The 25,535-nt window shown below is 59.8% G+C and carries 12 protein-coding genes; 6 read left to right on the top strand and 6 right to left on the bottom strand.

The features are described from left to right. Positions 1-6 precede the first annotated feature (6 nt). Positions 7-5,016, bottom strand: a complete 5,010-nt coding sequence (locus tag WMO45_RS05695; protein ID WP_349139593.1) for a fibronectin type III domain-containing protein — start codon at positions 5,014-5,016, stop codon at positions 7-9. Positions 5,017-5,403: 387 nt separating this feature from the next. On the opposite strand from WMO45_RS05695, the gene WMO45_RS05700 reads away from it, so the two are divergent. The 6 genes from WMO45_RS05700 to WMO45_RS05725 all read left to right on the top strand — a co-directional run bounded on the left by WMO45_RS05700 (position 5,404) and on the right by WMO45_RS05725 (position 20,488). Continuing rightward, positions 5,404-11,076 (top strand): S-layer homology domain-containing protein, encoded by a 5,673-nt coding sequence (locus tag WMO45_RS05700; RefSeq protein ID WP_349139594.1) that lies wholly within the window; start codon positions 5,404-5,406, stop codon positions 11,074-11,076. A gap of 220 nt (positions 11,077-11,296) precedes the next feature. Then, positions 11,297-12,358 (top strand): substrate-binding domain-containing protein, encoded by a 1,062-nt coding sequence (locus WMO45_RS05705; RefSeq protein WP_349139595.1) that lies wholly within the window; start codon positions 11,297-11,299, stop codon positions 12,356-12,358. A 103-nt stretch (positions 12,359-12,461) separates the two neighbouring features. Beyond that, positions 12,462-17,765 (top strand): glycosyl hydrolase family 28 protein, encoded by a 5,304-nt coding sequence (locus WMO45_RS05710; RefSeq protein ID WP_349139596.1) that lies wholly within the window; start codon positions 12,462-12,464, stop codon positions 17,763-17,765. Positions 17,766-17,889: 124 nt separating this feature from the next. After that, positions 17,890-19,155: a putative DNA modification/repair radical SAM protein gene (locus WMO45_RS05715; RefSeq protein ID WP_349139597.1), complete on the top strand. Its 1,266-nt coding sequence runs from the start codon at positions 17,890-17,892 to the stop codon at positions 19,153-19,155. Positions 19,156-19,415: 260 nt separating this feature from the next. After that, entirely contained in the window at positions 19,416-20,180 is a 765-nt protein-coding gene (locus tag WMO45_RS05720; RefSeq protein ID WP_349139598.1) for a TIGR03915 family putative DNA repair protein, read from the top strand. After that, on the top strand, positions 20,177-20,488 hold the full coding sequence (locus WMO45_RS05725; protein WP_349139599.1) for a TIGR04076 family protein: 312 nt from the start codon (positions 20,177-20,179) through the stop codon (positions 20,486-20,488). Before WMO45_RS05720 ends, WMO45_RS05725 begins: the two co-directional genes overlap by 4 nt. A 503-nt stretch (positions 20,489-20,991) precedes the next feature. On the opposite strand, the gene WMO45_RS05730 is transcribed toward WMO45_RS05725, so the two are convergent. From WMO45_RS05730 to WMO45_RS05750, 5 genes are all read right to left on the bottom strand, one after another. Next, the gene (locus WMO45_RS05730; protein WP_349139600.1) at positions 20,992-21,837 is read right to left on the bottom strand and encodes a zinc dependent phospholipase C family protein; all 846 of its coding nucleotides are present in this window, start codon (positions 21,835-21,837) and stop codon (positions 20,992-20,994) included. A 123-nt stretch (positions 21,838-21,960) separates the two neighbouring features. Next, entirely contained in the window at positions 21,961-22,662 is a 702-nt protein-coding gene (locus tag WMO45_RS05735) for an ABC transporter ATP-binding protein (protein WP_349139640.1), read from the bottom strand. Positions 22,663-22,675: 13 nt separating this feature from the next. Next, a complete protein-coding gene (locus WMO45_RS05740; protein ID WP_349139601.1) occupies positions 22,676-23,527 on the bottom strand; it encodes an ABC transporter ATP-binding protein in 852 nt (283 codons plus the stop codon). Continuing rightward, positions 23,524-24,609 (bottom strand): branched-chain amino acid ABC transporter permease, encoded by a 1,086-nt coding sequence (locus tag WMO45_RS05745; RefSeq protein WP_349139602.1) that lies wholly within the window; start codon positions 24,607-24,609, stop codon positions 23,524-23,526. The genes WMO45_RS05740 and WMO45_RS05745 overlap by 4 nt, the downstream gene beginning before the upstream one ends. 10 nt (positions 24,610-24,619) lie before the next feature. Beyond that, the gene (locus WMO45_RS05750) at positions 24,620-25,492 is read right to left on the bottom strand and encodes a branched-chain amino acid ABC transporter permease (RefSeq protein ID WP_349139603.1); all 873 of its coding nucleotides are present in this window, start codon (positions 25,490-25,492) and stop codon (positions 24,620-24,622) included. Between the last annotated feature and the right edge of the window lie 43 nt (positions 25,493-25,535).

Consider the following 25,535-nt stretch of genomic DNA (forward strand, 5'->3'; position numbering starts at 1 on the left):
CTCCTTTCAGTTTTCCTTGGCAAAGCGGATCTCAGGCATGCTGTCATAGCGGGGCACGCTGATGTACAGCGTGTCGCTGGTCATGCGCTGGCCGTTGCCCTCAATATCCTCAGCGCGGAACAGCTGGGCCTTGAGCTCAATGAGCACGGCGCTGTTGGCGCTGGGATGGTCGGGGTCGTCCTCATTCACCTGCCGGAACAGGTCCTGATCGGCGGGGATGAAGATGAAAATACCGTCGCTGATGTCGCTGACCTGACCGTCCTCAGGGATCTCGGCCAGCATCAACAGCTCACCCGCCAGAGGCACATCCTCCTGGATGGTGGGGGCAGCATCCGAACCGGGCTGCATCTGCTGCAGCCGGCCCAGCACGTGCACGCTGTTGTAGATGGGGTCGCCCCGGTAGGTACCGGTAATGATAACGGTACCGGCGGGGATGCTCTCCTGTCCGTCCATGGTGTCGTAGACATAGTCCTCGCCCAGTACGCCCACGGCGGCATCTTCGGTGAAGGCAATGTTGTCACCAGGATAGCTCAGCAGCTGGATATCTTCGGGGTTCATTCCGGCGGGCAGACCAGAGATGGCGATCTGTCTGGCATCATACATCCAGATGCGGGTGTCATCGGCCTGTGCGCCGGGCTTGTTGAAATAGTTGAGGAACACGCCCTCGCTCTGACTCTCGTTGCGGTCAAAGCGGCCCTGTTTGGCTACCGTCCAGCCGCCGTTGGGCTTGACGGTACCGATCTCCTGAAGGGGCTGAGCCGCAGGGTTGTTGGACACCAGCACCAGGAAGCTGCCCTGCTGGGGGACCTGCTCGCCGGTGAGCTTGATGCCGCCCACGCTCAGGCTGTTCTCACCCTTGACGGTGATGAGTACGTTGCCTGCTTCGTCCTGCTGGATCTCATAGAGCTCAGGATCAATGGTACGATCATAGGACATGCGCACCGCCGGGGCAGAGGCACTGCCTGCCTCATAACCCAACTGGTCAATGGCCCGCACCGTATAGGTAAAGGTCATGTTATTGGCCGCGCCCACGGTGTCGGTGTAGCTCTGGGTCAGATTTCCATTGCAGACGATAAAATCAATGGGGGTACCGTTGCGCAGGATCTCATAGCCCTGCAGCTTGGAGGCGTCCTCCACGGTAATGGTAAGCGTAATGGTCCGCTCGCCGTCAACCTGCGCCTCCAGGCTGGGCTGGAGAACGGTCTGCTCCCCGCCGCTCAGCCGCAGGCGGCGAGATTCGTCGCTGAGGTACCAGATATCCCGTTGCTCATCGTCATGCTCGGCCAGCTTGGCCAGCACCGGCTGGCTCAGCTGCATGCCCCAGCGGGTAAAGAATTCGCTCAGATCCTTGCCCGTCACATCGCCGGCAATGAGGGCGATCCGCTCATCGCTGGTGTACCCCTCGCCGGCATACTTGCCGCTCTTCCACGCCTGGAAGAAGGCGTTGTAGAAGTCCAGCGGACCACTGCCGCTCAGCACATCGCCGTCGCCGTCATAGGCCAGGTGCAGCTGCCAGTACATCCCCAGCTGGACAAACACATTGCCCGCCTCGCCGGGGCGGCCCTGGGCCACCTTACGGAAAATATCGGGATAGAGCCCGCTGGTCTCCAGCCGGGACTGGCCCAGCAGCGCACCGTCACGGTCAGCGGTCTGCGCCACCAGGGAATAGATGTTATTGGTAATCTCGGCCCGGCCAATCTTATCCATGTTGTGGCCGATCTCGTGGGCAATGCCCCATCCATAGAGGTTGTTGGCCTCCGTACCGGTAAGTCCGGACAGAGAGCTGCCCGTCACCATGCCACGGGTCTCATTGTAGTCGATCCCCACGTAGCTGCCGGCGGCAAACATAAACGCGCCGGAGAACATGCGGGAGAAGCGGATGTTCTGACGGGTCTGCATGGGGTAGCGGCTGTCCGCCAGACTGGCGTCAGCGGAGAGGATGCCCTGGGTCTTGTTGCTCAGGAACACCAGTTCCTCCCAGGCCTGCAGCGCGTCGTAGAGCCGGTCGGTCATGGCCTCCACATCAGCGTTGGCGCCGCCCAGTCCCTCCAGCACCTGGTTGGCGGGCAGGGAGAGCAGCACGCTGGGGGTACCGATTTCGGTGACGTTGCGGGTGTTGGTCCGCTTGGCGCCCTCGTTGACAAAACTCAGTCCGGCCACATAGCTCTTGAGCTGCTGCACATAGGTACGGATCAGCTCCTTGCAGGCCTGTTCGTCGCCATACCACTGCTCAGCGGTGAGCTCCAGCATGGGAATGCGGGTAACCACATTCTTCTGCTCGGACGTATCCCGGATCTGGATGCGCAGATCGCTGCCGTGAGTGCCGGTGTACTCCACGTAGAGCGAGCCGCCCCGCTCGCCGGAGCCGGAGTTGCCGATCTCCTTCAGCCAAATGCGGTTGCGCCCATTCTGCAGCGTATAGCTGGCGCGGGTGGCGTTGGTCTCGGAATACTGCTGCCACTGGACCAGCTGGAGGCTCTCGCCGGGCTGCAGCCCCTCCACGTAGAGGGTGACATACTGCTTGGAAAGGGCGCTTACACCCAGGGGCTGGAGCGCGGAGGCACTCTGGCCGTAGGTGGCGCTGTCCGCCGCGGCCGAACGCTGCTGGAAGCCCTCCACTACCGTCAGTTCACTCTGGCGGCCGTCCAGCAGCTGCTGGGCGTTGTCCAGCTCATCCAGCAGAACACTCCGGTCCACATAGTAAGCCTGGGCATCCTCCGCCTGGGCACGCAGAGCGGCTACCTTTTCGGCGTCCACCCCCTCGGCCAGGGCGGTATGGGAGTCGTTGGCAAACAGGGCGGCAATCTCCTCGGCCAGCCCGTCGTACTGATAGAACGCGATCTCGGACAGGCTGATGTTGCCCGCGCCGGCCCACTGGGAGCCCTCCACGGTGATGGAGCTCACCTGGGACTTGGGGAAACGAATGATAAAGTACTGATTGTCCTTGGCCGCCTCAAAGGATACCTGCTCCTGGGGCACCGCCTGGCCGTTGATGGAAACATTAAAGCGCTCAAAGAAACTCCGGTACAGCCGCTGCTGACCACCGGGCTCCCGGCCCAGGTCGGGCACATAAATCAGGTAGTCCATCTCATAGGCCTGGTCAAAGGTAAAGGTAAAGGCCCGGGAGAGGTGATAGCTGTTGGCGATCCAGCTGGTGCGATAGTCTCCGTCGTAGACCGAGCCAGGCAGCTCACCCTTGCTCAGTTCCCACTGCGTATTCTCCTTGCTGTACTCCACCTTCTGGATGATGGTCTGGTTGTCCAGACGATTGCGCGTAGGCAATTCGGGGACCTCCACCTCGGCGGCCTTGGGGGTACCCAGAGCCGTCAGGGAGACCGGACCGTTGCCGGCCGTGTTGACGCCATAGACCCGCACCTCATAGGTCTGGTCATTCTCCAGGCCGGTAATCACGGCGCTGTTCTGGTACTGGCCGGCCAGGGTCTGGAAGCTCTCCGCCCCCTGGAGGCGGTACTCCACCTTACAATACTGGGTGTACTTGCCGGGCTTCCAGGTCACGGTGAGCAGGGTGTCCCCCTCCTCTACGGTCACGGCATCCGGCTTATCAGGCACCTGCTCCGGCTCGGGTGTGGCGCTGACGATCTCGGACTTGCGACCCTCCCAACGGGTACCGCCGGCCTCGGATACCGGGGCCACGGCAAAGTAATAGGGTACCAGATCCTTAAACCCGGTCAGGGTGTAGCTGGTCTGGTCGGTATCCACCTGGCTGCTCAACCGGTCGGCGCTGGTTCCGTAATAGATCCGGTAGCCGGTAATGTTGGGGAACTCCTTCCAGCTCAGAGTGATAGAACCTTTGCCCGCCTCAGCCTTCAGTCCGGTCACCCGGGTGCTCTCGGCGGTGGGCTCCTGAGGTACCACGTCCTGGACAAACTGGATCTGCTCCACTACCACAGGCTGATCCTGGCGCAGCTCCACCTGGATGGTGACCTTCTTCACCGGCACCCGCTTGCCCAGATCGATGACCACCGTCCGGCGGCCGTCATCCCGCTGCCAGATGGGGTACACTCCGTCGGGCACCCGCTCGTCAAAGGAGATGGTCTCCGTCTTGGTCTCTCCATTTTCCAGATACTCCACCACCAGGCTCCCCTGATCCAGAGGGTTAGCGGCGGAGCTGACAATGGCAATCTGCTCCATGGTGGTGCCGCTCTCCTCCAGAGGGATGGGCAGGGAGAGCTGGGCCGTCTCCTCGGTGGCGGCAAAGGTAACCGCGCTGGTACCGGAGAACAGATCCCCGGCCGTGCCGGTAACGCTCACATGGGCATCCTCCAGGGCGCTCATGGCCGCGTCCACCTCGTCCATGCGAACGGCACGGAGCGCAATGGCGGTGGTATCGATCACCTGGGCGCTGCCCTGGGCAACACTGGTCAGGGTGACCAGCGCCAGGTCGGAGATGTCCATGGCGCCGTCGCCGTTGAAGTCATAGACCGGCGAACCGGCGGACAGGGCAGTCTTCAGCATCTCCAGATCGGTCTCATCCACCCGGCCGTCGCCGTTGACATCGCCCTGAGTAAAGGTGGCGTCGCCGGTCCCCAGCACCAGGCCCTTGGAATAGGTATCCAGCGTCAGCGCGGGGCTGGTGTAGTCGGCAAAGCCAGTTCCTTCAAACTGCAAATAATAGGTGTTCGCCCCCTCCTCAGCGGTGAGGGCATCAAAGGTCACATCTACATAGGCCACGTCCGTACCGGCCTGGTTCATGCGTACCTCCACACTGCCGGAAGCTCCAGGCTGTCCGTCCACCTGGGTCGTCCCCGACTGCGTCAGGTCTGCCGTAGCCACAGCCTTGCTGTCCTGCAGCAGGGTCACCGTAGCTCCGCTGTTTTGCCAGCCCTCCGCCGTGATGGGGTAATCCATACGCAGGGTGGCGGTAATCTCGCCTTCCGCCTGGCTGTTTCCCTCCGGGGCAGAGGCCTCCACCGCCAGGGCAGCGTTTCCGCCCAGCATGGAAAGCCCCATCGAGCCCACAAGCAGGCAGGAAAGCGCTCTGTGATACCAGTTCATGTGCTCCAACTTCCTTTCACTCTCTGTTTTTCTATGCCCCGTCTCTTCCGGTCTCTTCTTCAATCACACGGCGGTACAACTGGGGTCAGGTCGGAATTGTAACATAAACTTTATCAAAATGGTAGTCTTTTTTTAAAATATTACCAACTTTTTTTTGCAGCCCCCATTTCGTGCACAAAACCAACAATTCCGCCGTTGGATTTACCTTATTCTATTGACTAACTGCCCTACTAGCGGTACAATCGAACAGGATTTTTGGTAAAACGTTTTTGCACCATTTATCCAGAAAATGGCATCTAAGCATCCTGTACCTGCCATTTTCACCCTGCGGAAGTCCCGCCTTGCGCAGGAATTTACTCTGGTTTTTGGAAAAGAAGGAGGAGAATCATGCAGCACGTAAAAAAGCTTTTGTCCCTGCTTCTGGCCCTGTGCCTGCTGACCGGCATGCTGCCGGTCCCGGTCGCAGCAGCCGCCGGATTCAGTGACACCAGCGGTCACTGGGCAGAGGATGCCATTGACCGCTGGGCCAGCTACGGCGTAATCGAAGGGGACGGCACCGGTGCCTTTCAGCCCGCCGCACCCGTGACCCGAGGCGCCCTTGCCAAGATCATTGCCGTTACCATGGGCTATGAGACCCAGGCAGCCAACACCTTTACCGACCTGCCCGACGGGGCCTGGTACACCCCCTATGTCCTGCAGTGCGCGGCGGCCGGGGTCATGAGCGGTTATGGCGACGGCCGCATGGGACCCGAGGATCCCGTGACCCGGCAGGAGGCCTGCAAGATGCTGGCTTCGGCCCTGGCTGTGGCTCCCGACAGCGCTCCGGCTGTGTCCTTTACCGATCAGGCCGCCATCGCCAGCTGGGCCCTTCCGTATGTCTCGGCCATGGCCCGGTTGGGGTACATCCAGGGCATCGGCAACGGGCAGTTTGCCCCCGAGCAGACCATGGACCGCGCGTCGGTTGTGACCATCCTGGACAATGTGGTGGCCGAATATCTCTGCAAGAGCGGCACCTATACCAGCCTGCAGAGCGGTTTGGTCATCATTGCCGCTGACGGCGTGACTCTGAAGGATGTCACCGTCCAGGGCGACCTTATCATCGCCGCTGACGGAGCCAAGCTGGACAAGGTCACCGTGACCGGCAACCTGACCGTGCTGGACGGCCATACCGCCGCCCTGACCGACTGCCAGATCAATGGCCAGACCCAGGGCAGTGTGGAAGTCTCCCAGACTCCCTCCGGCAATCATGACAATGACAACGATGACGATGACGACGACCAGCCCGCTCCCCTGCCCACTCCGGTCCCGGAGGAGGATAAGGTCGTATCTCTGAACTGGAACACCTATGCCATGGCCTGCGGCAAGGATAACGACAGCGGCGAGACCCTCACCCTGTCGGTCAGCTATGACAAGAGCGCCTATACCGCTCCCCAGGTCCGCTGGACTAGTTCCGACCCCACCATTGTGGCGGTACAGAGCGACAGCGGCGACTCCGTGACCGTCCAGGCCCGGACCACCGGCTTTGTGAGCGTAACTGCCGAACTGTATGACGGTGAGAAACTGATTGGCTCGGATGTGTGTGCCATCACCTCCATTGACGGGTATGACCGCGCCACCATGCAGACCCTGGAGCTGAGCAGCAGCGAGCTGACTCTGGCGGCAGACGGCCAGGCCGTTACACTCACCCCGCTGTTCTTCCCCGTGGACATCCCCACCGACGGCAAGATGCTGGACACCTCTCTGGAAGTGGTGGAGGACTATGATTCCTCCGTCATTCAGGTCTCCCTCAACGAGGACCAGAATTACGCCGACTTTGCCGACATTGGCGCTCTGGCCAAAGAGGATGTGAAGATTCTCTACGACCAGGTGGTGGTCACCCCTGTGGCCGCCGGTCAAACCACCTTTACCGTCCGTTCCAAGGTCAACGGCCGCACCGCTACCTGTACGGTGACCGTGACCGACGATGCACTGGATGTCACCGGCCTTACCGGCGGCAGCGACGAGGTCATTACGCTGACGGTGGGCCAGCAGGGCCAGAATACCCGCCAGCTCACTGTCACCCCCGAGGGCGGACAGAGCGACATCGTCTGGACTTCCTCCAACCCGTACATCGCCAGCGTGGACCAGAACGGTCTGGTCACCGCCCGCTCCACCTCCAACTACGAAGAGCGCCGGGAGAATTCCTCTGCGCTGGATGCTGACGATGACAATTACAAGACCGTCACCATCACCGCCACCAGCGTGAAGGGCGGCTTCACCCAGAGCTTCAAGGTCATGGTGCTGCCCGCAGCTACCGTGGTCACCGGTCTGTCCGTCAATAAGGATGCGCTCAACCTGGCCGCAGGGAGCGAGGGTTATCTGACCGCCAGCGTCAGCCCGGCCAGCGTTCTCTCTCCCGAGGTGGTCTGGACCAGCAGCAACCCTGACGTGCTGGCTGTGGAGGCGGTGGCGGACACCGTCTACGGCGCGGCCCAGGCAAAACTGACCGCCAAGTCCGCCGGCACCGCCACTGTGACCGCCGCCTATGAGGGCCATCAGGATACCTGCCAGGTCACTGTGACCAACGGCGAGGTGAAGGTGGACTCCATCACCCTCTCCGGTCCCCAGACCCTGGTGCGAGACCAGGTCGCCGAGCTCACCGCTCAGGTCACGGCCACTGCCACCAATCAGCAGCTCTACTGGCTCAGCGACAACCGCACGGTTGTGACGGTGGACCAGGAGGGTAATCTCCAGGGCTACGAGGCCGGCACCGCCAACATCTACGCCATTGCGCTGGACAGCCTTACCGATGCGCAGAAGCAGGTGCTCTTCTTTACCGCCGACCTGGATAAGACGGCCGACGAACAGGCCCCCAGCGACGAGCTGGCCGAGGTACGCAACATCTCCGCTGATCCCGACGCCAAGCAGGCTCTGGACGAGCTGCTTCAGGCGGAAAATGTGGTATACGCCTGCTACCCCGTCACGGTGGACGGCAGCGCCAGCCTCTATCTGCGCAACCTGCACATCCCCGAAGAGACCATCACCTCTCAGTCCGTGGCCCTGCTGTGGAACCGGGATTCCCTCTACACCGCCGGGGATCTCACCGGCACTCAGGTCACGGCCAACGGCGCACTGGTAGCCGAGCTTGGAAATGAGATGAGCTACACGGTGAAGGGCCTGTCTCCTGACACCGAGTACACCTTTACCGTCACCACCTTCTACGGTGATGGACAGAGCGTGTCCGAAACCATTACCGCCCGCACCGACCCGGCCCCCCAGGTGCTCAACGTGCTGGACTTCGGCGCGGTGGGCGACGGCTCCACGCTGGACACCGCCGCCATCCAGGCCGCCATCGACGCCTGCCCGGAAAATGGCGAGGTATGGCTGCCCGCCGGCCACGTTTTCTACTCCGGCGCGCTGTTCCTCAAGAGCGACATGACCCTCCGGGTGGACGGCATCCTCATGGGCAGCACCGACCCCAAGGACTATCCCCGCATGGTCTCCCGTTGGGAGGGCTGGCGCAAGATCTATCAGCCCGCCGAGGAGTGGGCCGGTGAGAACGAGCGCACCGGTCTGGACTATGCCGGCCAGGACAACGAGTATGTCTACTCCAGCCTGCTGACCGTGGGCGTGTATGACGAAGGTGAGAACGGCTACACCGCCAGCTACAACACCGAAAACGTCACCATCTGCGGCCAGGGCCAGATCAACGCCAACGGCTATCAGCTTGGCTACAATGAGGGCCCCAACTCCGCCGTGTTTGGCGGCAGCTGCCCCAACATTGACCAGTCCCTGGTCCGCAGCAATGTCACCATCCGCGGCCACGTGCTGGTTACCCACAATGTCAAGGGTCTGTATGTTACCGACGTCATGATCGCCAACGGTCCCGCCTGGACCATCGATCTCATCTACAGTGAGGACATCACTCTGGACAACATCTCCGTGGTGGCTCTGAGCAACTATCAGACCGAGGTGGGCAAAGGACGCAACTATATCCTCAACGGCGACGGCTGCGATGTGGACTCCTCCACACACACCAATATCCTCAACAGCTTCTTCCGTGCCGGCGATGACGCCATTGCCGCCAAGTCCGGCAAGAATCTGGAAGGCTGGCTGCGGGGCAAGCCCACCGCCTACCTGCGGGTCACCGACGTGTTCAGCCTGGGCAGCCGGTACGGCCTGATCATCGGCAGTGAGATGGCTGGCGGCGCTCACGATATTCTGTTCCAGAACAATGAGTTTAAGGACAACGTCTCCGACAACAGCATGTGGATCAAGGCCCCCAGAGAGCGGGGCGGCCTGGTAGAGGACATTCTTTACCGGGATATCATCAACAACAGCAGCAAGGCGGCCATCCGGGTGGAGGCCGACTACTCCGACAGCTACAAGAAGACCCCCTCCCCCATCAACACCCGCATCCGCCGGCTGACCTATGAGAACCTGGTGGAAATGTCCACCGCTGCCAGCTCCTTTAAGGGCAAGGACAACAGCATCATTCGCGATGTGGTGATCCGGGGCGCCGACTTCAAGGCTCCAGTGAGCCTGGCCAATATTGACGGCGTTACCCTGATCGATGTGGAGGCCGGATACAAGGATGCAGGCAACGCCCAAAACGTTACTGTCATCAACCCGGCCCTGGAGCAGGACGTTGGTCTGGCTCTGGCCGAAGACGCATTCGACGTGAAGGCCGTAGACCTTCAGGCCGGTACCGTCACCGTCCGCAAGGGCACCACTGTGGCTCAGCTCACCGCCCAGATTCAGCCGGAAAAGGCCGCGCCTGGCGAGCAGAGCTACGCCGTGGCCGGCCGGCAGGCGGATGACCCGCTGGCCGAGGGCGACCAGCTCACCGTCACCGCCAAAAACGGCACGGATACCCGGGTGTATACCGTGACTTTCTACCGTGTCGATGAGATCGCCTCCAGCACGGAGATTGAGTCCGTACCCGGCGGTTCTGTGACCGCCATCCAGACCGGCGGTCTGGAAAACAGCCTGTCCGTTCGTACCGGCGCCACCGTACAGGACCTGCTGGACAGCCTCCGTTCCACTCTGGGCGGCACCCAGAGCCTGGCCGTATACGCCGACCGGGACAGCGCCCAGGCCGGTCAGTCTCCCCTGGAGGCTGGCACTGTACTCGCCAGCGGCAGCTATCTGCGGGTGGATGCTGAGGACGCCAGCCAGAGTGCACTGTACCGCATCGCAGTGGAAATCCCCACCGTCTCCTTTACCCTGACCGGTGCGGAAGTGGGCGAGAAGTCTGACAGCTTTACCGACGGCGATATCAAGGAAGACAACCAAAACGGCAGCGACCATTATTTTCAGGCCAACGCCGAGGTAGGCGAATACTTCCAGCTGGCCCAGCCCCTGGAGTTTTTGAGCAGCGCCTCCTATACGGTGGAGATGAGTGCCAAGACTGCCTCCTCTCGTGGTGTATTCGACGTGGTACTGGTGCCTCAGGCCGGTGGCGAATCCATCACTGTGGGCTCCATCGATATGCGCTCCAGCGGTGGCCTGAACATCGACTCGGCTGTGGAGATCCCGGCCGGCAGCTACTTCCTCCGGTTTGTGTGCACCACCAAGGGCTACTTCACCGGCCGGAGCATTACGTTCCTCCCCGTGGAGAAAACCGACTCCGGTCTGGAAAATCTGGCTCTCAACCAGCCGGTCACCGTCTCCAGTGAAGAAAAGCCGGATATCTGCCCGGCGGCCATGGCGGTGGATGGCGTGATTGAGAACAAAACCGGTACCGCAGCTGACACCATGAACAGCTGGAAATCCAAAGAGATCCCTGCCTATATTGAGGTGGACCTGGGTCAGGTCTGCCAGTTGAACAACATCCATCTCTATTGGGAGAGCAAAGACACCCGGGAGTACTATTTCACTGTCTCGGTAAAGGACGAGGCAGATGGTACCTATACCCAGGTGATCGACCACTCCAAGGTCTCCGCCCCCTACGAAACCGATGACCAGTTCCCCGCCGGTACCCAGGCCCGGTACGTGCGGGTAGACATCACCGGCTGCAGCAAGTCCGGTACCACCGTGGCTACCCTGCGGGAGCTGGAAGTCTACGGCCTGGCCGGCTAACCTCTCGCTTTTTCTCTTCAAGACAGCATGCGCCGCTTTGAGCGGCGCATGCTGTCTTGCCATATTGCCCAATTTTCTCTTTTGCAAGTTGACAGACTGCCCAAATTCCATTCTTTTATAAAAAAGTGAATTGACGCAGTTAGCAGAATGTTCTATATTTTATAAGGAAACAGTTTAGTAAAACGTTCTCTTATATGGATTCTGACCAAGGAGGTCACACATGGGAAAGCGTGTAACAATTAAGGATATCGCGGCAGAAGCCGGAGTCTCTACCGGAACCGTTCACCGCGCTCTTTATGGAAAAAAAGGCGTCAGTTCCGCACTGCAGGAGAAAATTTTGGATATCTGTGTGCGTCGTGAATATCAGGCCAACACCGCTGCCGCTGCTCTGAAGCGCCGCTCTCTTCGGATTGTGGGGGCCTTTCCTGTCCCGGACGGCAAGGGCCGTTTCTTCTATTCCAACGTGTGGAAAGGCTTTCGTCGCTGCATTCAGGAACTGCGGGATTATAACATCGAAGAAATCGAAATTGCTTACAGTGAGGAAGACCCTCAGGCTCAGAGCGCCGAGCTGCTCTCCTGTTTCCGTCGGTATGACGGGGCCATTGACGGTCTGGTGACCGTAGGTCCTTTCAGCGATGCGGGCATGCAGGCTCTGCAGGTCTATACAGAACGGGGCGTTCCGGTCTTTCTGGCCTGTGACGACCGCAGTGAGTGCGGCCGCCTGGCCTGTGCTCAGGCTGACCATGAGCGTACGGGCCGTATGGTAGCCGAACTGCTCACCAGTCAGCTCCGGCCGGGCGATACCATTTTGCTGTGCGGCGGCGACGTCCTCCGTCCCTCCCACGCCCAGACGGTCCACGGCTTTGAGGAGTATCTCCGCGCCCACGCTCCTGATATCGGATTGCTTACTTTGTACGGCTATGGCAATGAGGCCGACTTGCGCACCCGGCTGCAAGAGGCGCTGCTCCACCGTTCGGATATTGCGGGAGCCTTCAGCGTCAGCGCCCGGCTGAGCGTGCTGCTGGCCAACGAGGCGGAGGCGCTGAACAAGAGCAACTCCATCCGCATTGTAGCCAGTGACCTGTTTGAGGAGACTGTACGCAACATGGAGCGGGGTATCGTCAAGAACATCGTGTACAAAGCCCCGGAACAACAGGCCTATCTGGCCACCAAGCTGCTGGGTGACTACGTTTTAAAGGGCTGGAAACCCGCCAGCGACATCCAGTACGTGGAAAGTCGGCTCATTTTCCAGAGCGATCTGGATGTGTATAAAAACCGCTAACACCAACATTAACATTGGGATCCCGGCGGAAAGGAGGCTTGTGTATATTCCGGAGATCCAGGAAACAAGAAGGAGAAAGAGCAACAAGGAGGGACTGTTTTCTATGAAGCATTCTTGCAATGCAGCACTCAAGCGACTGCTCTCCGGCGTTTTGGCTGCCTCCATGCTGTGCAGCCTGACTGTCACCGGGGCGTTTGCCGCCGAGCCATCCCAGAGTGGGGTGGAACTCACCTACACCGTGGCCGAAGGTCTGGATTTTGACGATACCAGCGTCTTTTCCGGCTCTGAGGATGCCTGGACCTATGCTGACAGTATTGTAGAGCATGTGGACAGCGCGGTGGACGAAATGCGCGACATTTTTGCCCAGCGCACCGTTACTATCACTGATGAACCCTATAATGCCGAGCCCCATGAGCGCTTCGCTCTGGTAGAGGGCACCTATAAGAAGTCTGCCGAGGATACTGAGGCCGAGATCGCCCTGGCTGCCAAAAACACCAAGGCCATCTATCAGGCCATCAAAGACGTCAGCGAGGCTGGCGGCGGCACCGTAGTCGTTCCCGCTGTGGACGGCCAGGTGTTCTACACCTCGGCCATTCACCTGGAGGACAACGTCAACCTCCACATCGAGGAAGGCGCCACTCTGGCTTTTACCACTGACTATGCCTCCTATCAGGGTGATCTGATGAAGGAAGTCTACGGCGACGGCGTGGACGATCAGGGCCTCACGCTCACCCGCTTTGAGAGCGTGGAGCTGATGAACTTCTCCCCCTTCATCTACGCCTATGGCAAGGAGAATATCGCCATCACCGGCAAGGGCACCCTGGACGGCCAGGCCAGCACCGGCGACGGTTCCCACCCGGAGACCATGACCTGGCACGAGTGGAAGAGTTCCCGCAACTGGACCACCGACAGCGGCACCACCAAGATTGAGGCCCAGAATGCCCCCCGTACCAAGCTCTTTGCCCAGGGCCAGACCAATGTGCCTGTGGCCGAGCGTCAGTACGGCATCTCTGAGTCCCAGGATACTCCCTGGTCGGGTGCGGACGACGGTTTCCTGCGCCCCAATTTCATCCAGCCCTATAACTGCCAGAACGTGCTCATTGAGGGCGTGAATGTGGTCAACTCCCCCATGTGGGAGATCAACCCCGTGCTCTGTGACACCGTTATGGTGCAGGATGTGTATGTGGAGTCCCACATGCATAACAACGACGGCTGCGATCCCGAGGCCAGCAGCAATGTGGTCATCCAGAACAACCGCTTTGACGTGGGCGACGACTGCATCGCCATCAAGTCCGGCCGCAACGGCGACGGCCTGCGCATCGGCCGGGCCAGCTTCAACATCGTGATCCAGGACAACACCTTTGTGGACGGCCACGGCGGCGTCACCATCGGCTCTGAGATCACCAGCGGCGTGAAGAATATCTTCTCCCGCAACAACGAGATGGACAGCGACCAGCTGCAGGCGGCCTACCGCTTCAAGACCAACTACATCCGCGGCGGCGTTATTGAGAACATCTACTACAAGAACGACACCGTCAAGATGGTGGAGAGCGGCAAGCCCGTCATCCTGGTGGATCTGAACTACGACGTAAGCAAGGAAGTCCAGATGATGGAGGCCATGATGGAGGACTTCCCCGGCTCCTCCTATGCCGCCTATATCCCCCAGTTCAAGCACGTGCTGTTTGAGGGTATGAGCGTCAACGCCGCCGGTGAAGAGGGCAAGGGCGGCAAGTACGCCCTGCAGCTCAACGGCTTCCCCATCTCCGGCATCGCCGACTCCGCCATCGTGAGCGACGATCTGGAGGACTGCTACATCTCTGACTTTACCATTAAGGATTCCACCTTCGTGGGCAGCCAGCAGGGCTTCAGCATGAACTACGTGGACGGGCTGACCCTGGACAACGTGACCATGAAGGATACCGCAAACAAGGATTCCGTTACCAACTGCAAGAACCTGACCTTTACCAACTGTGACTTCTCCGATTCCGCGGTGGAGCGCTCCACCTTTGCGGGTGTGGAGAACGCCATTCTCACCGGCACCACCTTTAAGGGTGAAACCCCCAGCGAGCCCGAGACTCCCTCTGAGGGTCACATCGACCTGTCCGGCCTGACCGAGTACAACGGCGTCAAGCTGGCCACCGGTGCTACCGTGACCAAGGAGAGCCTGCTCAAGGAGGACTACAAGGTCAACATCGAGGACTTCGGCGCTGTGGCGCTGGAGGACCGCGCCTCCGGCGATACCGACACCCACGCCGTGGAGAACACCAAGGCCATCAACGACGCGATCAAGGACGCTGCGGCCCACGAGGGCGGCGGTACGGTCGTCTTCCCCGCCGGCACCTTCCGCTGCTACACCATCGAGCTGCAGAGCAACGTCAACCTGTATCTGGAGAAGGACTGCGTGGTCCAGGCTGCCAAGACTACCATGTACGGCCGTGACGGCTCGGTCACCAGCCCCGCCGAGGACTTTAACGCCGACGGCACGCCCGGCAACTACCTGCAGCCTGAGGTCAACATCTATGCCGGTCTGCAGGACGGCGGCCACACTTACTTTGCCAACAGCCTGATCTACGCTGCCGACAAGGAAAACATCATGATCTACGGCGAGGGCCGGCTGGACGGCAGCCAGCTCAATGACGAGGGCACTCTGGATCAGGTCCTGCAGGGCGGAGACCCCAGCAACCCCTCCGACCGCACCGGCCAGACCGGCACCTGGTATGGTAACAAGGGCATCGCCCTGGTGCGCTGCGAGAACGTGGTCCTGGCCGACTTTGACATCCTCAACGGCGGCCACTTCGCCATCATCACCGAGGGCGGACGCAACTACCTCATCGACGGCATGGTCATCGACACCAACCGCGACGCTCTGGACGTGGACTGCACCCAGGACGTAACCATCATCAACTCTCACTTCAACTCCCTCACCGACGACGCCATCGTCTTCAAGGCCTCCTATGGCGCCGGCGTGTTCCAGCCGGTGCAGAACTGCCTGGTGAAGGATTGTGTGGTCAGCGGCTATGACGCCGGTTCCGTACTGGCTGGCACCTACACCACCGACAAGCAGGTAGCTACCGACCGCTGCGGCCCCACCGCCCGCATCAAGTTCGGCACCGAGTCCACCTGCGGCTACAACACCGTGACCATCGACGGCGTGCAGTTCGACCGCTCCCGCGGTTTCTGCCTGGAGGCCGTGGACGGCAGCCCCATCCATGACATCCTCATGGTCAACGCCGAGATGGATACCGTCAGCAGCTCCCCCATCTTCATCCGTATCGGCAACCGCGGCCGTTATCCGGTCACCGGCAACAGCACCGATACCGCTCTGAGCCAGCCCAACAACGTGCGCATCACCAATAACGGCTGGATTATCCCCCAGAACACCGAGGGCAGCGAGTACACCTGGACGGAGTACCCCATCCAGCGCTACTTCCCCGCCTACAACACCAGCAACAAGGTTACCATGCCCAACGGTGTGACCGTCTCTACCGTGGATCCCACCGATCCGGTGAAGCAGAACACCAACAACTTCTATGAGGAAGACGGTAAGTACTACGCCTACAAGTGGGATGAGGCCACCAAGACCTATGTGGTGGATAAGTCCACTGAGATCAACCCCAACAACAACGGCGTGGACGAGCGCGATTACTACGGCGACGCCGTGGGCTACTCCGACCTGGCTGAGGCCTACAACATCTATGTTGGCAATGTCAAGATCACCAACGTGGATCCCCGTTATCCCATTACTCTGGCCGGTCTGGTTGACAGCAAGATCCAGAACGTGACCTTTGAGAACATCGATGTCACCTACCGCGGCGGCATGCGCATGGCTGACGCTGTGGAGCAGCAGCAGCTGGACACCGACTGGGAGTATACCCAGTACATGACCGCTCCCACTACCCAGAGCCTGCCCTGGCTGGTAAACACCTTCTTCACCAAGAATGCCGCCCTGCTGCCCCGCGTGGTGTGGGATGCGGATACCAACTCCTGGGTGGATGATCCCTACAACGTGCCCGAGATGCCCGAGCAGTATCCCGAGCCCTCCAACTTCGGCATCCTGCCGGCTTACGGCCTGTATGCCCGCCACGTGGACGGTCTGAAGCTCATCAATGTGACCTTCAGCTATGAAGTTGCTGATGAGCGCCATGGCGTGGTTCTGGACGACTGCCAGAACGTGGACTTCGTCGACTTCTCCGCCGAGACCGAGGAGGGCGTGGCTCCCGTGGCTCTGGTGACCAACAACTATAAGCGCCACACCGCTATGGAGTATGTGCCCAACGAGCCCTACTTCACCACCACCTGCTCCAGCATCACCGGTCTGGACAGCGCGGATATCCTGCGCCACACCGTCAATGCTCCCGAGCCCAGCACGCCCAAGGACAATCTGTACGGCTATGACACCATTGCCACCGCGGACAATGGCTACACCTACAGCGATCCCGTCTGGACTTACAACGGCAAGGACTTTGATCTGCCTGTCACCGTCCACCGGCCCTTCTTCGAGCCTGTGGAGGACCAGAACGTGAAGGCCGGCGAGACCCTGACTCTCACCGTCGTGGCCCGCAACCCCGCCGCTGAGACGGAGGGTGTCCGCGACCAGGCTGCTTCGGATGCCACCCTCACCTACTCCGTGCAGAACCTGCCCGACGGCGCCAGCTTCAACGCCAGCACCCATACCCTGACCTGGACGCCCACCAAGGCCGGTACTTATGAAGTCACCTTTGTGGCTGACGATGGCGTACTGCCCGTCTCCACTACCGCTACCATCACGGTCACCGGTTCCTCCGACAGCGGCTCTGACGGCAGTGACTCCGGCAGCGATGGTTCCAGCACGACTAACCCGCCGGTGGTCATCGTGCGGCCTGCCTTCAACGACATCGCCAACCAGTGGTACACCGACGCGGCCAACTATGTGGGCCGCAACGGCATCATGAGCGGCGTGGGCGGCGGCCGGTTTGATCCCGACGGCTTCTCCAGCCGGGCCATGGTGGCTCAGGTCATCTACAACATGGAGGGCAGCCCCGCCACGGCCGGTGTGTCCGGCTTCACCGACGTGCTGGCCGGCCAGTGGTACACCGACGCGGTGACCTGGAACGTGTCCGCCAAGATCGTCAACGGCTACGGCAACGGCCTGTTTGGCACCAACGACAATGTGACCCGCGAGCAGCTGGTGGTCCTGCTGTACCGCTACGCCCAGTATAAGGGCTACGGCACCTCCGCCTCCGGCAGCCTGGCCGCCTTTGTGGATAGCGCCAGCGTCTCCGACTGGGCCACCCAGGCTATGAGCTGGGCCGTGGCAAACGGCATCATCAACGGCAAGGACGGCGCCCGCCTGGATCCTCAGGGCACCGCTACCCGCGCTGAGATGGCCAAGATCCTCATGGTCTTCTGCCAGAAGATCGCTCAGTAATCCCCCGCACAACAAAAAATGGGCCCGCGTCATTAGACGCGGGCCCATTTTTTGTCTCTTGACCAATACATTTGTTCCAGTTATAATAATAGTACATAGGTTCGATTTTAGGGAGGGCGCCCTTATGGAACTGCTGGAAAAATTAACGATCCTGGCCGATGCGGCCAAATACGACGCAGCCTGTACTTCCAGCGGACTGGACCGCTCTGCCCGCCCCGGTGGACTGGGCAGTACCATGGCCGCCGGATGCTGCCACTCCTTCTCCGCCGACGGGCGGTGTATTTCCCTTCTGAAGGTACTCATGACCAATCGGTGCATTTATGACTGTGCCTATTGCGTCAACCGCCGTTCCAACGATGTGCCCCGCACCGCTTTTACCCCCCGTGAGTTGGCCGAACTCACCATCGGTTTTTACCGGCGCAACTACATCGAGGGGCTGTTTCTCTCCTCTGCGGTGTGGGGCAGCCCAGACCGCACCACTGAAAACATGGTGCAAGCCCTGCGTCTGCTGCGGGAGGAATACGGTTTCCACGGCTACATCCATGCCAAGGCGATCCCCGGGACGGATCCCGGTCTTACCCAGCAGCTGGGCCTGCTGGCCGACCGGCTGAGCGTCAACATTGAGCTGCCCAGCGAAGGGAGCCTCCGCCGTCTGTGTCCGGAAAAAGCCCGCACTTCTATTCTCACCCCTATGGCTCAGATCCGGGACGGTATTCAGGTATCCAAGGGAGAACTGGCCAAGTACAAACACGCCCCCCGGTTTGCCCCGGCCGGCCAATCCACCCAGATGATCATCGGGGCCACGCCGGAGAGTGACAAACACATTCTAACCCTCACCCAGGCTCTGTATGACAAGTACAAGCTCAAGCGGGTCTTCTATTCGGCCTATATGCCGGTATCAAACCACTCCCTTCTCCCTGCCCCACAGGGATTCAAACCACCCCTGCTGCGGGAGCACCGGCTCTATCAGGCCGACTGGCTGCTGCGCTTTTATCACTTCCGGGCGGAGGAGCTGCTGGACGAGTCCGCCCCCAATTTTGACCCTCTGGTGGATCCCAAGTGCTCCTGGGCCCTGCGTCACATGGAGTTTTTTCCGGTGGAGGTCAACCAGGCCGACTACGAATCCCTGCTGCGCGTGCCCGGCATCGGCGTGGTATCGGCCAAGCGCATCCTCACCGCCCGGCGATGCGGCTCTCTCACCTTCACCGGGCTGAAAAAGCTGGGCGTGGTGCTCAAGCGGGCCCAGTATTTTATCACCTGCGCAGGAAAGATGTTGGAAGGTCTGCGGGTCAATCCGGACGGAGTGCTTCGCCACCTGGTGGCCCAGGAGCGGCCTATGTTGGCCCAGGGCGCTCCGGAGCAGCTATCTCTATTTGAGCAGACGGGATAAGGCGGAGAACATCAGAATGGGCATCTTCTCTCCTGAAAAAGGGATCGCTTATTGCGGGTTAGCCTGTTGTGTTTGCAGCAAAAACGCCCATTATTCCGGCTGCCCGCTATGGCCCGGACGCCCTGGCAGAGCGTTTGGGCCAGCAGGCTTCCTGTGGCCCGGACAGCTGGTAGGCGATTATGACGTCCTCGATCGGGAAAATGAGATCTGTGCCATGGTATGGGGAAATCAACTGCCCAACCGGAAGGAAGGAGTGTCTTATGGCTTGGAGCCAGGTGGCCTACCACTATGACGGCAGTTTTGCTGGTTTTTTATGCTGTGTGTTTGAAGCCTATCTTCATAAAGAAGCCCCTGCCTGTTTTCTTGGCCCCGAGGATGGACGCTTCTCCCTGTGGCCGGAGCGGGCGGTGGACACCGATCCGGCCCATGCCAGCCGGGTCTATCAGTCGCTGGACAGAAAACTCGGTGTTCAGGGCCGGAGGCTTGTGACCTACGGCTTCCTTACCTGCCTGCCGGAGAAGGAACTGGTCCTGTGGGAGTTCCTGCGGCTGGGCTATGAACGAGGCCCCGGAGTCGTGCGGGACCTCACCGATGAGCGGGTAAATACCCTCACCAAGGCGGTCCAACACCTCACCGGGGAAGCTCACCAGCTCAAAGGCTTTACCCGGTTTTCCCAGCAGGAGGGAATGCTCATTGGAGAAATTGAGCCCAAAAACCGGGTGCTCCCCTTGCTGCGTCCTCACTTCTGTACCCGCTATTCCGGTGAATCCTTTGTGCTCTACGACCGGACCCACAGGGAAGCCCTGTTTTACCATCCCTATCAATGGGGCATCGTCCCTCTCGCCGAGTTTCACCTGAATGGGCCGGAACAGGAGGAGCTGGACTACCGCCGGCTTTGGCGACGGTTCTACAATACCATTGCCATCGAGGGCCGGTATAACCCCAAATGCCGCATGACTCACATGCCAAAGCGTTATTGGAACACCATGACAGAGTTTCAGATGGGAAAGGAGTCCTTGCCATGAAAGCCGTACGCATTACTGTACTGCGCAAACAGTTTTATGAGGATCTGGCCATCCGTTTTCTCCGCGAACCGCCTTCCGAGTGTAGCTGCGACTTTTTTCAGGAGGGAGATGTTTTTCTTTATACGGGCGGAGCTGAAATGCCCGCCGGATTCTGCCCCTGGGCCTGGATCGACCTTTACCGCTCTGTTTCTGCCCTCTCCTGCGGTGCCACCTATACTCCATGGCAGCGGTCTGAAGGCACCTCTGTGGTCTGCTGCAGCGATGGTATCCGTCCCGTCACTTTTCTTTTGGAAACGACCACTTTATAAAACGCAAACCGCCCCGCCGGACAAGTCTCCGGCGGGGCGGCCTGCAAAAGAAGAAAAGAAAGAAAAGGAAATGAGGAACGCAAATTTAATTGTCCTGCGCCCGGTCAAAGCGCATGAGCATGGTGGCTACCTCGGCGCGGCAGGTACAGCCAACTGAACCGTCAGCTTCGCTGTACAAACCAATGCAAGCCATCGTTTCCCCTTCATGCACTTCTTTTTTCATCGGCTCGTGACAAAACAGCCCACACAATAGCAGTTTTATTTTACCTTTCTAAAAATCGACTGTTTAGTCTATTTCATTGATGATTATACTATTCCTTTAACTGGTGTGCAAGTATATTTGTCGGATTCTCTTTTTTGCACAATGGTATATCAAGCATTTTATAGAGTAAAACATTTTTGTGCGGAAGGATGTTTTGATATTTTCTATTTTCTTTTCCAGATAGACCTTTTCTATATAAAATTTCCGCCCTGCGCATTGCACAGGGCGGAAATTCAAAGGCTTATGTAGTGGTCACCAACGGTTTTTTCCCATTTTGCCAGTGAACCCTCTGGGGCGGGGTTCCCTTAAAATCCCGGTCAAACCAGAGCGGCACCGGCCGTTCTGCCTCAATGGCCTGAAAAAACGCCGTGATCTGCTCGGCCGTCTCCGGAATGGCCCGCTCCAGAAGATAGTCCAAGTCGGCGTTGCTCTGGGCCGCAGAGGGATGGGGCTGTTCCTTCAGCGCGATCCCCTTCGCTGAGCGGATGGGCAGCATATGACTCACGGCACCAATGACCCGCCCGGCCGGCCGGCCGTTGGCCCGCGCCAAAACGCTGGAGTAAAAGTGCATAGACCGATACGCCCGGCGCATCTGTTTTGGGGACGCATGTACAAACGCCTGGGCTGCCGCCTCCCATACCATCCGGTCGCTGGGCATCTCCGGCAGATGTGCTTTCTCCGCAGCATCCAGACCATCCTGCACCATGAGCATCCGATCGTACTCCCCCTCCATGGCCATATGAGAAATGGGGCCATCGGCCGCCCGGTCGTTCACATAGCCGTGGCAGGCGCTGTCCAGGGCCAAATGGCAAAGAAAGCCCGCTCCATAGCCCACGGACATGGGGATCTCCGCTTCGATGGCCTGCCGTAAACGTTCCACCGCAGGCAGAGCGGAGGTCCGGTGCATCCTTACGCCCTCCCGCCGTACGGCGTTGGGGCGCATGGGCTGATAAAAAAACAGCGGGTCAGGCCCAAGGCAGCCCAAGTCAAAGGCCTCCCGCTCCTCTTGAATCGTCTCGGACAAGCCGGCCGGCAGGTCCTCCAGGACCCTGCCGCCAAATTTCAGGTGTGCATAATAGTTCGGCATATTGCGTTCAGGCTCCTTCTGACATGGTAACGATGAATGGTTTGATCACCCTTATTATAGCACGAACGGTCAAGGGGAGGATTTGGAAAAAGCCCCGGGGAGAAATCTCCCCGGGGCTTTGCTTCAGCCGCCAAGATAGGCTTTTTTTACGGCCTCGTCCGCCAGCAGCTGCTTGCCGGGGCCGGAAAGGGTCACCCGCCCGGTCTCCAGCACGTAGCCACGGTCAGCTACCGACAGAGCCATCTGGGCGTTCTGCTCCACCAGCAGAATGGTAGTCCCTGCTTTGTGCAGACGCTGAATGATATCAAAGATCTGCTCCACCAGGATAGGAGCCAGACCCATAGACGGCTCATCCAGCATGAGCAGTTTGGGATTGGACATGAGAGCCCGTCCCATAGCCAGCATCTGCTGCTCGCCGCCGGAGAGGGTACCTGCCACCTGTTTGCGGCGCTCCTTCAACCGGGGGAACTGCTCGTACACCCGGGCCAGATTGGGGTCCACCGTGGAATTCGGCTGGGTAAAGGCGCCCATCTCCAGGTTCTCCTCTACCGTCATCTGCTGAAACACCCGGCGTCCCTCCGGAACCTGCGCCAGACCCCGGCCTACCAGTTTGGCAGCCGGTACGCCCTGGATGGGCTGCCCCAGAAATTCAATGGACCCGGTGCGGGTGTGCAGCAGACCCGAGATGGTCTGCAGCGTGGTGGTCTTGCCCGCGCCGTTGGCGCCGATGAGGGTGACGATCTCCCCCTCGTTGACCTGGAAGGATACGTCCTTGACCGCGTGGATCGCGCCGTAATAGACGTTGATGTTTTTTACCTCAAGCATCACAGCCATGCACTTAACCCTCCTTGTTGGTGCCCAGGTAGGCCTTGATGACCTCCGGGTTGTTCTGGATCTCGGTGGGAGTGCCCTTGGCAATGATCTGACCGAAGTTGAGCACACAGATGCCCTCACAGATGCCCATAACCAGGTTCATGTCGTGCTCGATGAGCAGAATGGCGATCTGGAAGGTATCCCGGATCTTAACGATGTTCTCCATGAGCTCCGCCGTCTCCGAGGGGTTCATGCCCGCCGCCGGCTCATCCAGCAGCAGCAGGGACGGGTTGGTGCCCAAGGCCCGGATGATCTCCAGCCGGCGCTGAGCTCCGTAAGGCAGGCTGCCCGCCTTGGCATTGGCCAGATCCTGCATGTCGAAAATGGAGAGCAGCTCCAGTGCCCGCTCATGAGCCGCCTTCTCGGCCTTCCAGTAGTTGGGCAGGCGGAAAATTCCGCTGAGCATACCACAGTGGATGGAGTTGTGCATGCCGATCTTGACGTTGTCCTCCACGCTCAGATTATCAAACAGGCGGATGTTCTGGAAGGTACGGGCGATACCTGCCCGGTTGACCTGGACCGTATTCATGTTGTGGGTGTCGATGCCGTCCAGCAGTACAGTGCCCCGGGTGGGCTGGTACACTTTGGTCAGCAGGTTGAATACGGTGGTCTTGCCGGCGCCGTTTGGCCCAATGAGCCCGGCGATCTCGGTGCGGCCAATGGCCATGTTGAACTCATTGACGGCGGTGAGGCCACCGAAATCGATGCCCAGGTGCTGGGCCTCCAAGATGGGACTTTTGTCCACATCCCGCTCGGGAATCTTATTGACGCTGGGCACAGGCACCAGCTTGGTCTCGGGGCGTTTGGGGAAACTCATGCCCTGACCCCTCCCTTCTCTTCCTGCGTTTCCTGCCGCCGGATCTTGCTCCACAGCCCGCCGAAAAACGCCCGGGCGGTGGGGTTGTTGGTAGCGATCATCACCAGGATCAGCACGATGGCATATACCAGCATGCGGTACTGATCCAGATTGAAGGAGCGCAGCAGCTCGGGCAGGTAGGTAAGAAATGCCGCGGCGATGATGGAGCCCCGGATGTTGCCGATGCCGCCCAGCACCACGAACACCAGCACCAGGATGGAGGTGTTGAAGTCAAACTTCTTGGGCGCGATGGAGGAATAATTCATGGCATAGAGCACGCCGGCCGCACCTGCCAGCACAGCGGACGTAACAAAAGCCATAAGCTTATACTTGGTTGCGCCGATGCCTACGCTCTCGGCGGCAATGCGGTTGTCCCGCAGAGCCATGATAGCCCGGCCAGAACGGCTGTGCACCAGGTTGAGCACTATGGTAAGGGCAATAATCACCAGCACAAACCCGGCAACAAAGGTAGCCAGCTTCACGTTGGCCGTAAATCCCTGGGGCCCCTTCAGGATAGCCTTGCCGCCCTCGCTCAGTCCCAGAGCCATCTCATTCTCTAGCGAGAAGTGAAGGCCGTTCTCATCCACACCAACATAGAGCACATTGATGATATTCTTGATGATCTCGCCAAAGGCCAGGGTCACGATAGCCAGATAGTCACCCCGCAGGCGGAGCACCGGCACACCCACGATGATACCGGCTACGCCGGCCAGCAGCGCGCCCACCACCATGGCCACCACCAGACGCAGCGCGTCGTTGGGGATGGCACCCTGGAGGGAAATGGCGGTAACCACGCCGGAGAAGGCGCCCACGCTCATAAAGCCCGCGTGGCCCAAGCTCAGCTCACCCGAAATACCCACCACCAGGTTCAGGGAGATGGCCATGACTACATAGGCGCAGATAGGCACCAGCTGTCCCTCCAGGGAGGAGCTGAGCATACCACCGGCACTCAGGGCCTGAAGGATCACAAACGCCGCAATAACGATGCCATAGGTGATGACATTGTCGATGAGCCGTTTCCGGCCCGGATTGAGTTTTTTCATGTCCCCCACCTCACACTTTCTCGCGCACGGTCTTGCCCAGCAGACCGGCTGGCTTCACCAGCAGTACGATGATGAGCACGGCAAAGACTACCGCATCGGAGATGTTGGTGTTGACCACCTTGGCAAAGGTCTCAATGATGCCCAGCAGGATACCGCCCAGCATAGCCCCGGGAATGGAGCCAATGCCGCCGAACACAGCGGCGGTAAATGCCTTGATGCCGGGCAGGGAGCCGGTAGTGGGCATCAGAGTCTGGTAGTTGGAACACAGCAGCACGCCGGCAATGGCGGCCAGCGCCGAGCCAATGGCAAAGGTCATGGAAATCGTGCGGTTGACGTCGATGCCCATGAGCTGGGCGGCCGCCTTATCCTCCGAGCAGGCCCGCATGGCCTTGCCCATTTTGGTCCTGGTGGTAAACCAAGTGAGGGCAACCATGATAACGATACAGGCCAGCACCGTCACCATGGAAGCATAGGTCACATTGATCCCCTCAATGGGCAGGGATCCGGTGGGCACCACAGGAGTAAACACTTTGGTATCAGCGCCCCACAGCAGCAGGGCGGCGTTTTGCAGGAAATAGCTCACACCAATGGCCGTGATAAGCACAGCCAGGGAGGACGCCTGCCGCAGCGGACGGTAGGCCAGCCCCTCGATGACCACGCCCAGGACGGTACACACCACGATGGACAGCAGAATACCCACCACCGGGGGCAGTCCAAAGCTGCCAGTGGCAAAAAAGGTCACATAGGCGCCCACCATGATAACATCACCGTGGGCAAAATTCAGCATCTTGGCAATGCCGTATACCATGGTATAGCCCAGGGCGATGATGGCGTAGACGCTGCCCAGGCTGATCCCGGTGATCAGATTATTGAGGAAGCTCAAACCATTCACCTCTCTACTTATTTTCTCTCTGAACCTCTTTGTA

Source organism: Flavonifractor hominis (assembly GCF_040095835.1).
In the GTDB taxonomy this organism is placed as follows: Bacteria; Bacillota; Clostridia; order Oscillospirales; family Oscillospiraceae; genus Flavonifractor; species Flavonifractor hominis.

What these genes read in the sequence shown, in the direction of transcription:
- WMO45_RS05695 (WP_349139593.1), bottom strand. Translation starts at nt 5,016, where the DNA reads ATGAACTGGTATCACAGAGCGCTTTCCTGCCTGCTTGTGGGCTCGATG.
- WMO45_RS05700 (WP_349139594.1), top strand. Translation starts at nt 5,404, where the DNA reads ATGCAGCACGTAAAAAAGCTTTTGTCCCTGCTTCTGGCCCTGTGCCTG.
- WMO45_RS05705 (WP_349139595.1), top strand. Translation starts at nt 11,297, where the DNA reads ATGGGAAAGCGTGTAACAATTAAGGATATCGCGGCAGAAGCCGGAGTC.
- WMO45_RS05710 (WP_349139596.1), top strand. Translation starts at nt 12,462, where the DNA reads ATGAAGCATTCTTGCAATGCAGCACTCAAGCGACTGCTCTCCGGCGTT.
- WMO45_RS05715 (WP_349139597.1), top strand. Translation starts at nt 17,890, where the DNA reads ATGGAACTGCTGGAAAAATTAACGATCCTGGCCGATGCGGCCAAATAC.
- WMO45_RS05720 (WP_349139598.1), top strand. Translation starts at nt 19,416, where the DNA reads ATGGCTTGGAGCCAGGTGGCCTACCACTATGACGGCAGTTTTGCTGGT.
- WMO45_RS05725 (WP_349139599.1), top strand. Translation starts at nt 20,177, where the DNA reads ATGAAAGCCGTACGCATTACTGTACTGCGCAAACAGTTTTATGAGGAT.
- WMO45_RS05730 (WP_349139600.1), bottom strand. Translation starts at nt 21,837, where the DNA reads ATGCCGAACTATTATGCACACCTGAAATTTGGCGGCAGGGTCCTGGAG.
- WMO45_RS05735 (WP_349139640.1), bottom strand. Translation starts at nt 22,662, where the DNA reads ATGCTTGAGGTAAAAAACATCAACGTCTATTACGGCGCGATCCACGCG.
- WMO45_RS05740 (WP_349139601.1), bottom strand. Translation starts at nt 23,527, where the DNA reads ATGAGTTTCCCCAAACGCCCCGAGACCAAGCTGGTGCCTGTGCCCAGC.
- WMO45_RS05745 (WP_349139602.1), bottom strand. Translation starts at nt 24,609, where the DNA reads ATGAAAAAACTCAATCCGGGCCGGAAACGGCTCATCGACAATGTCATC.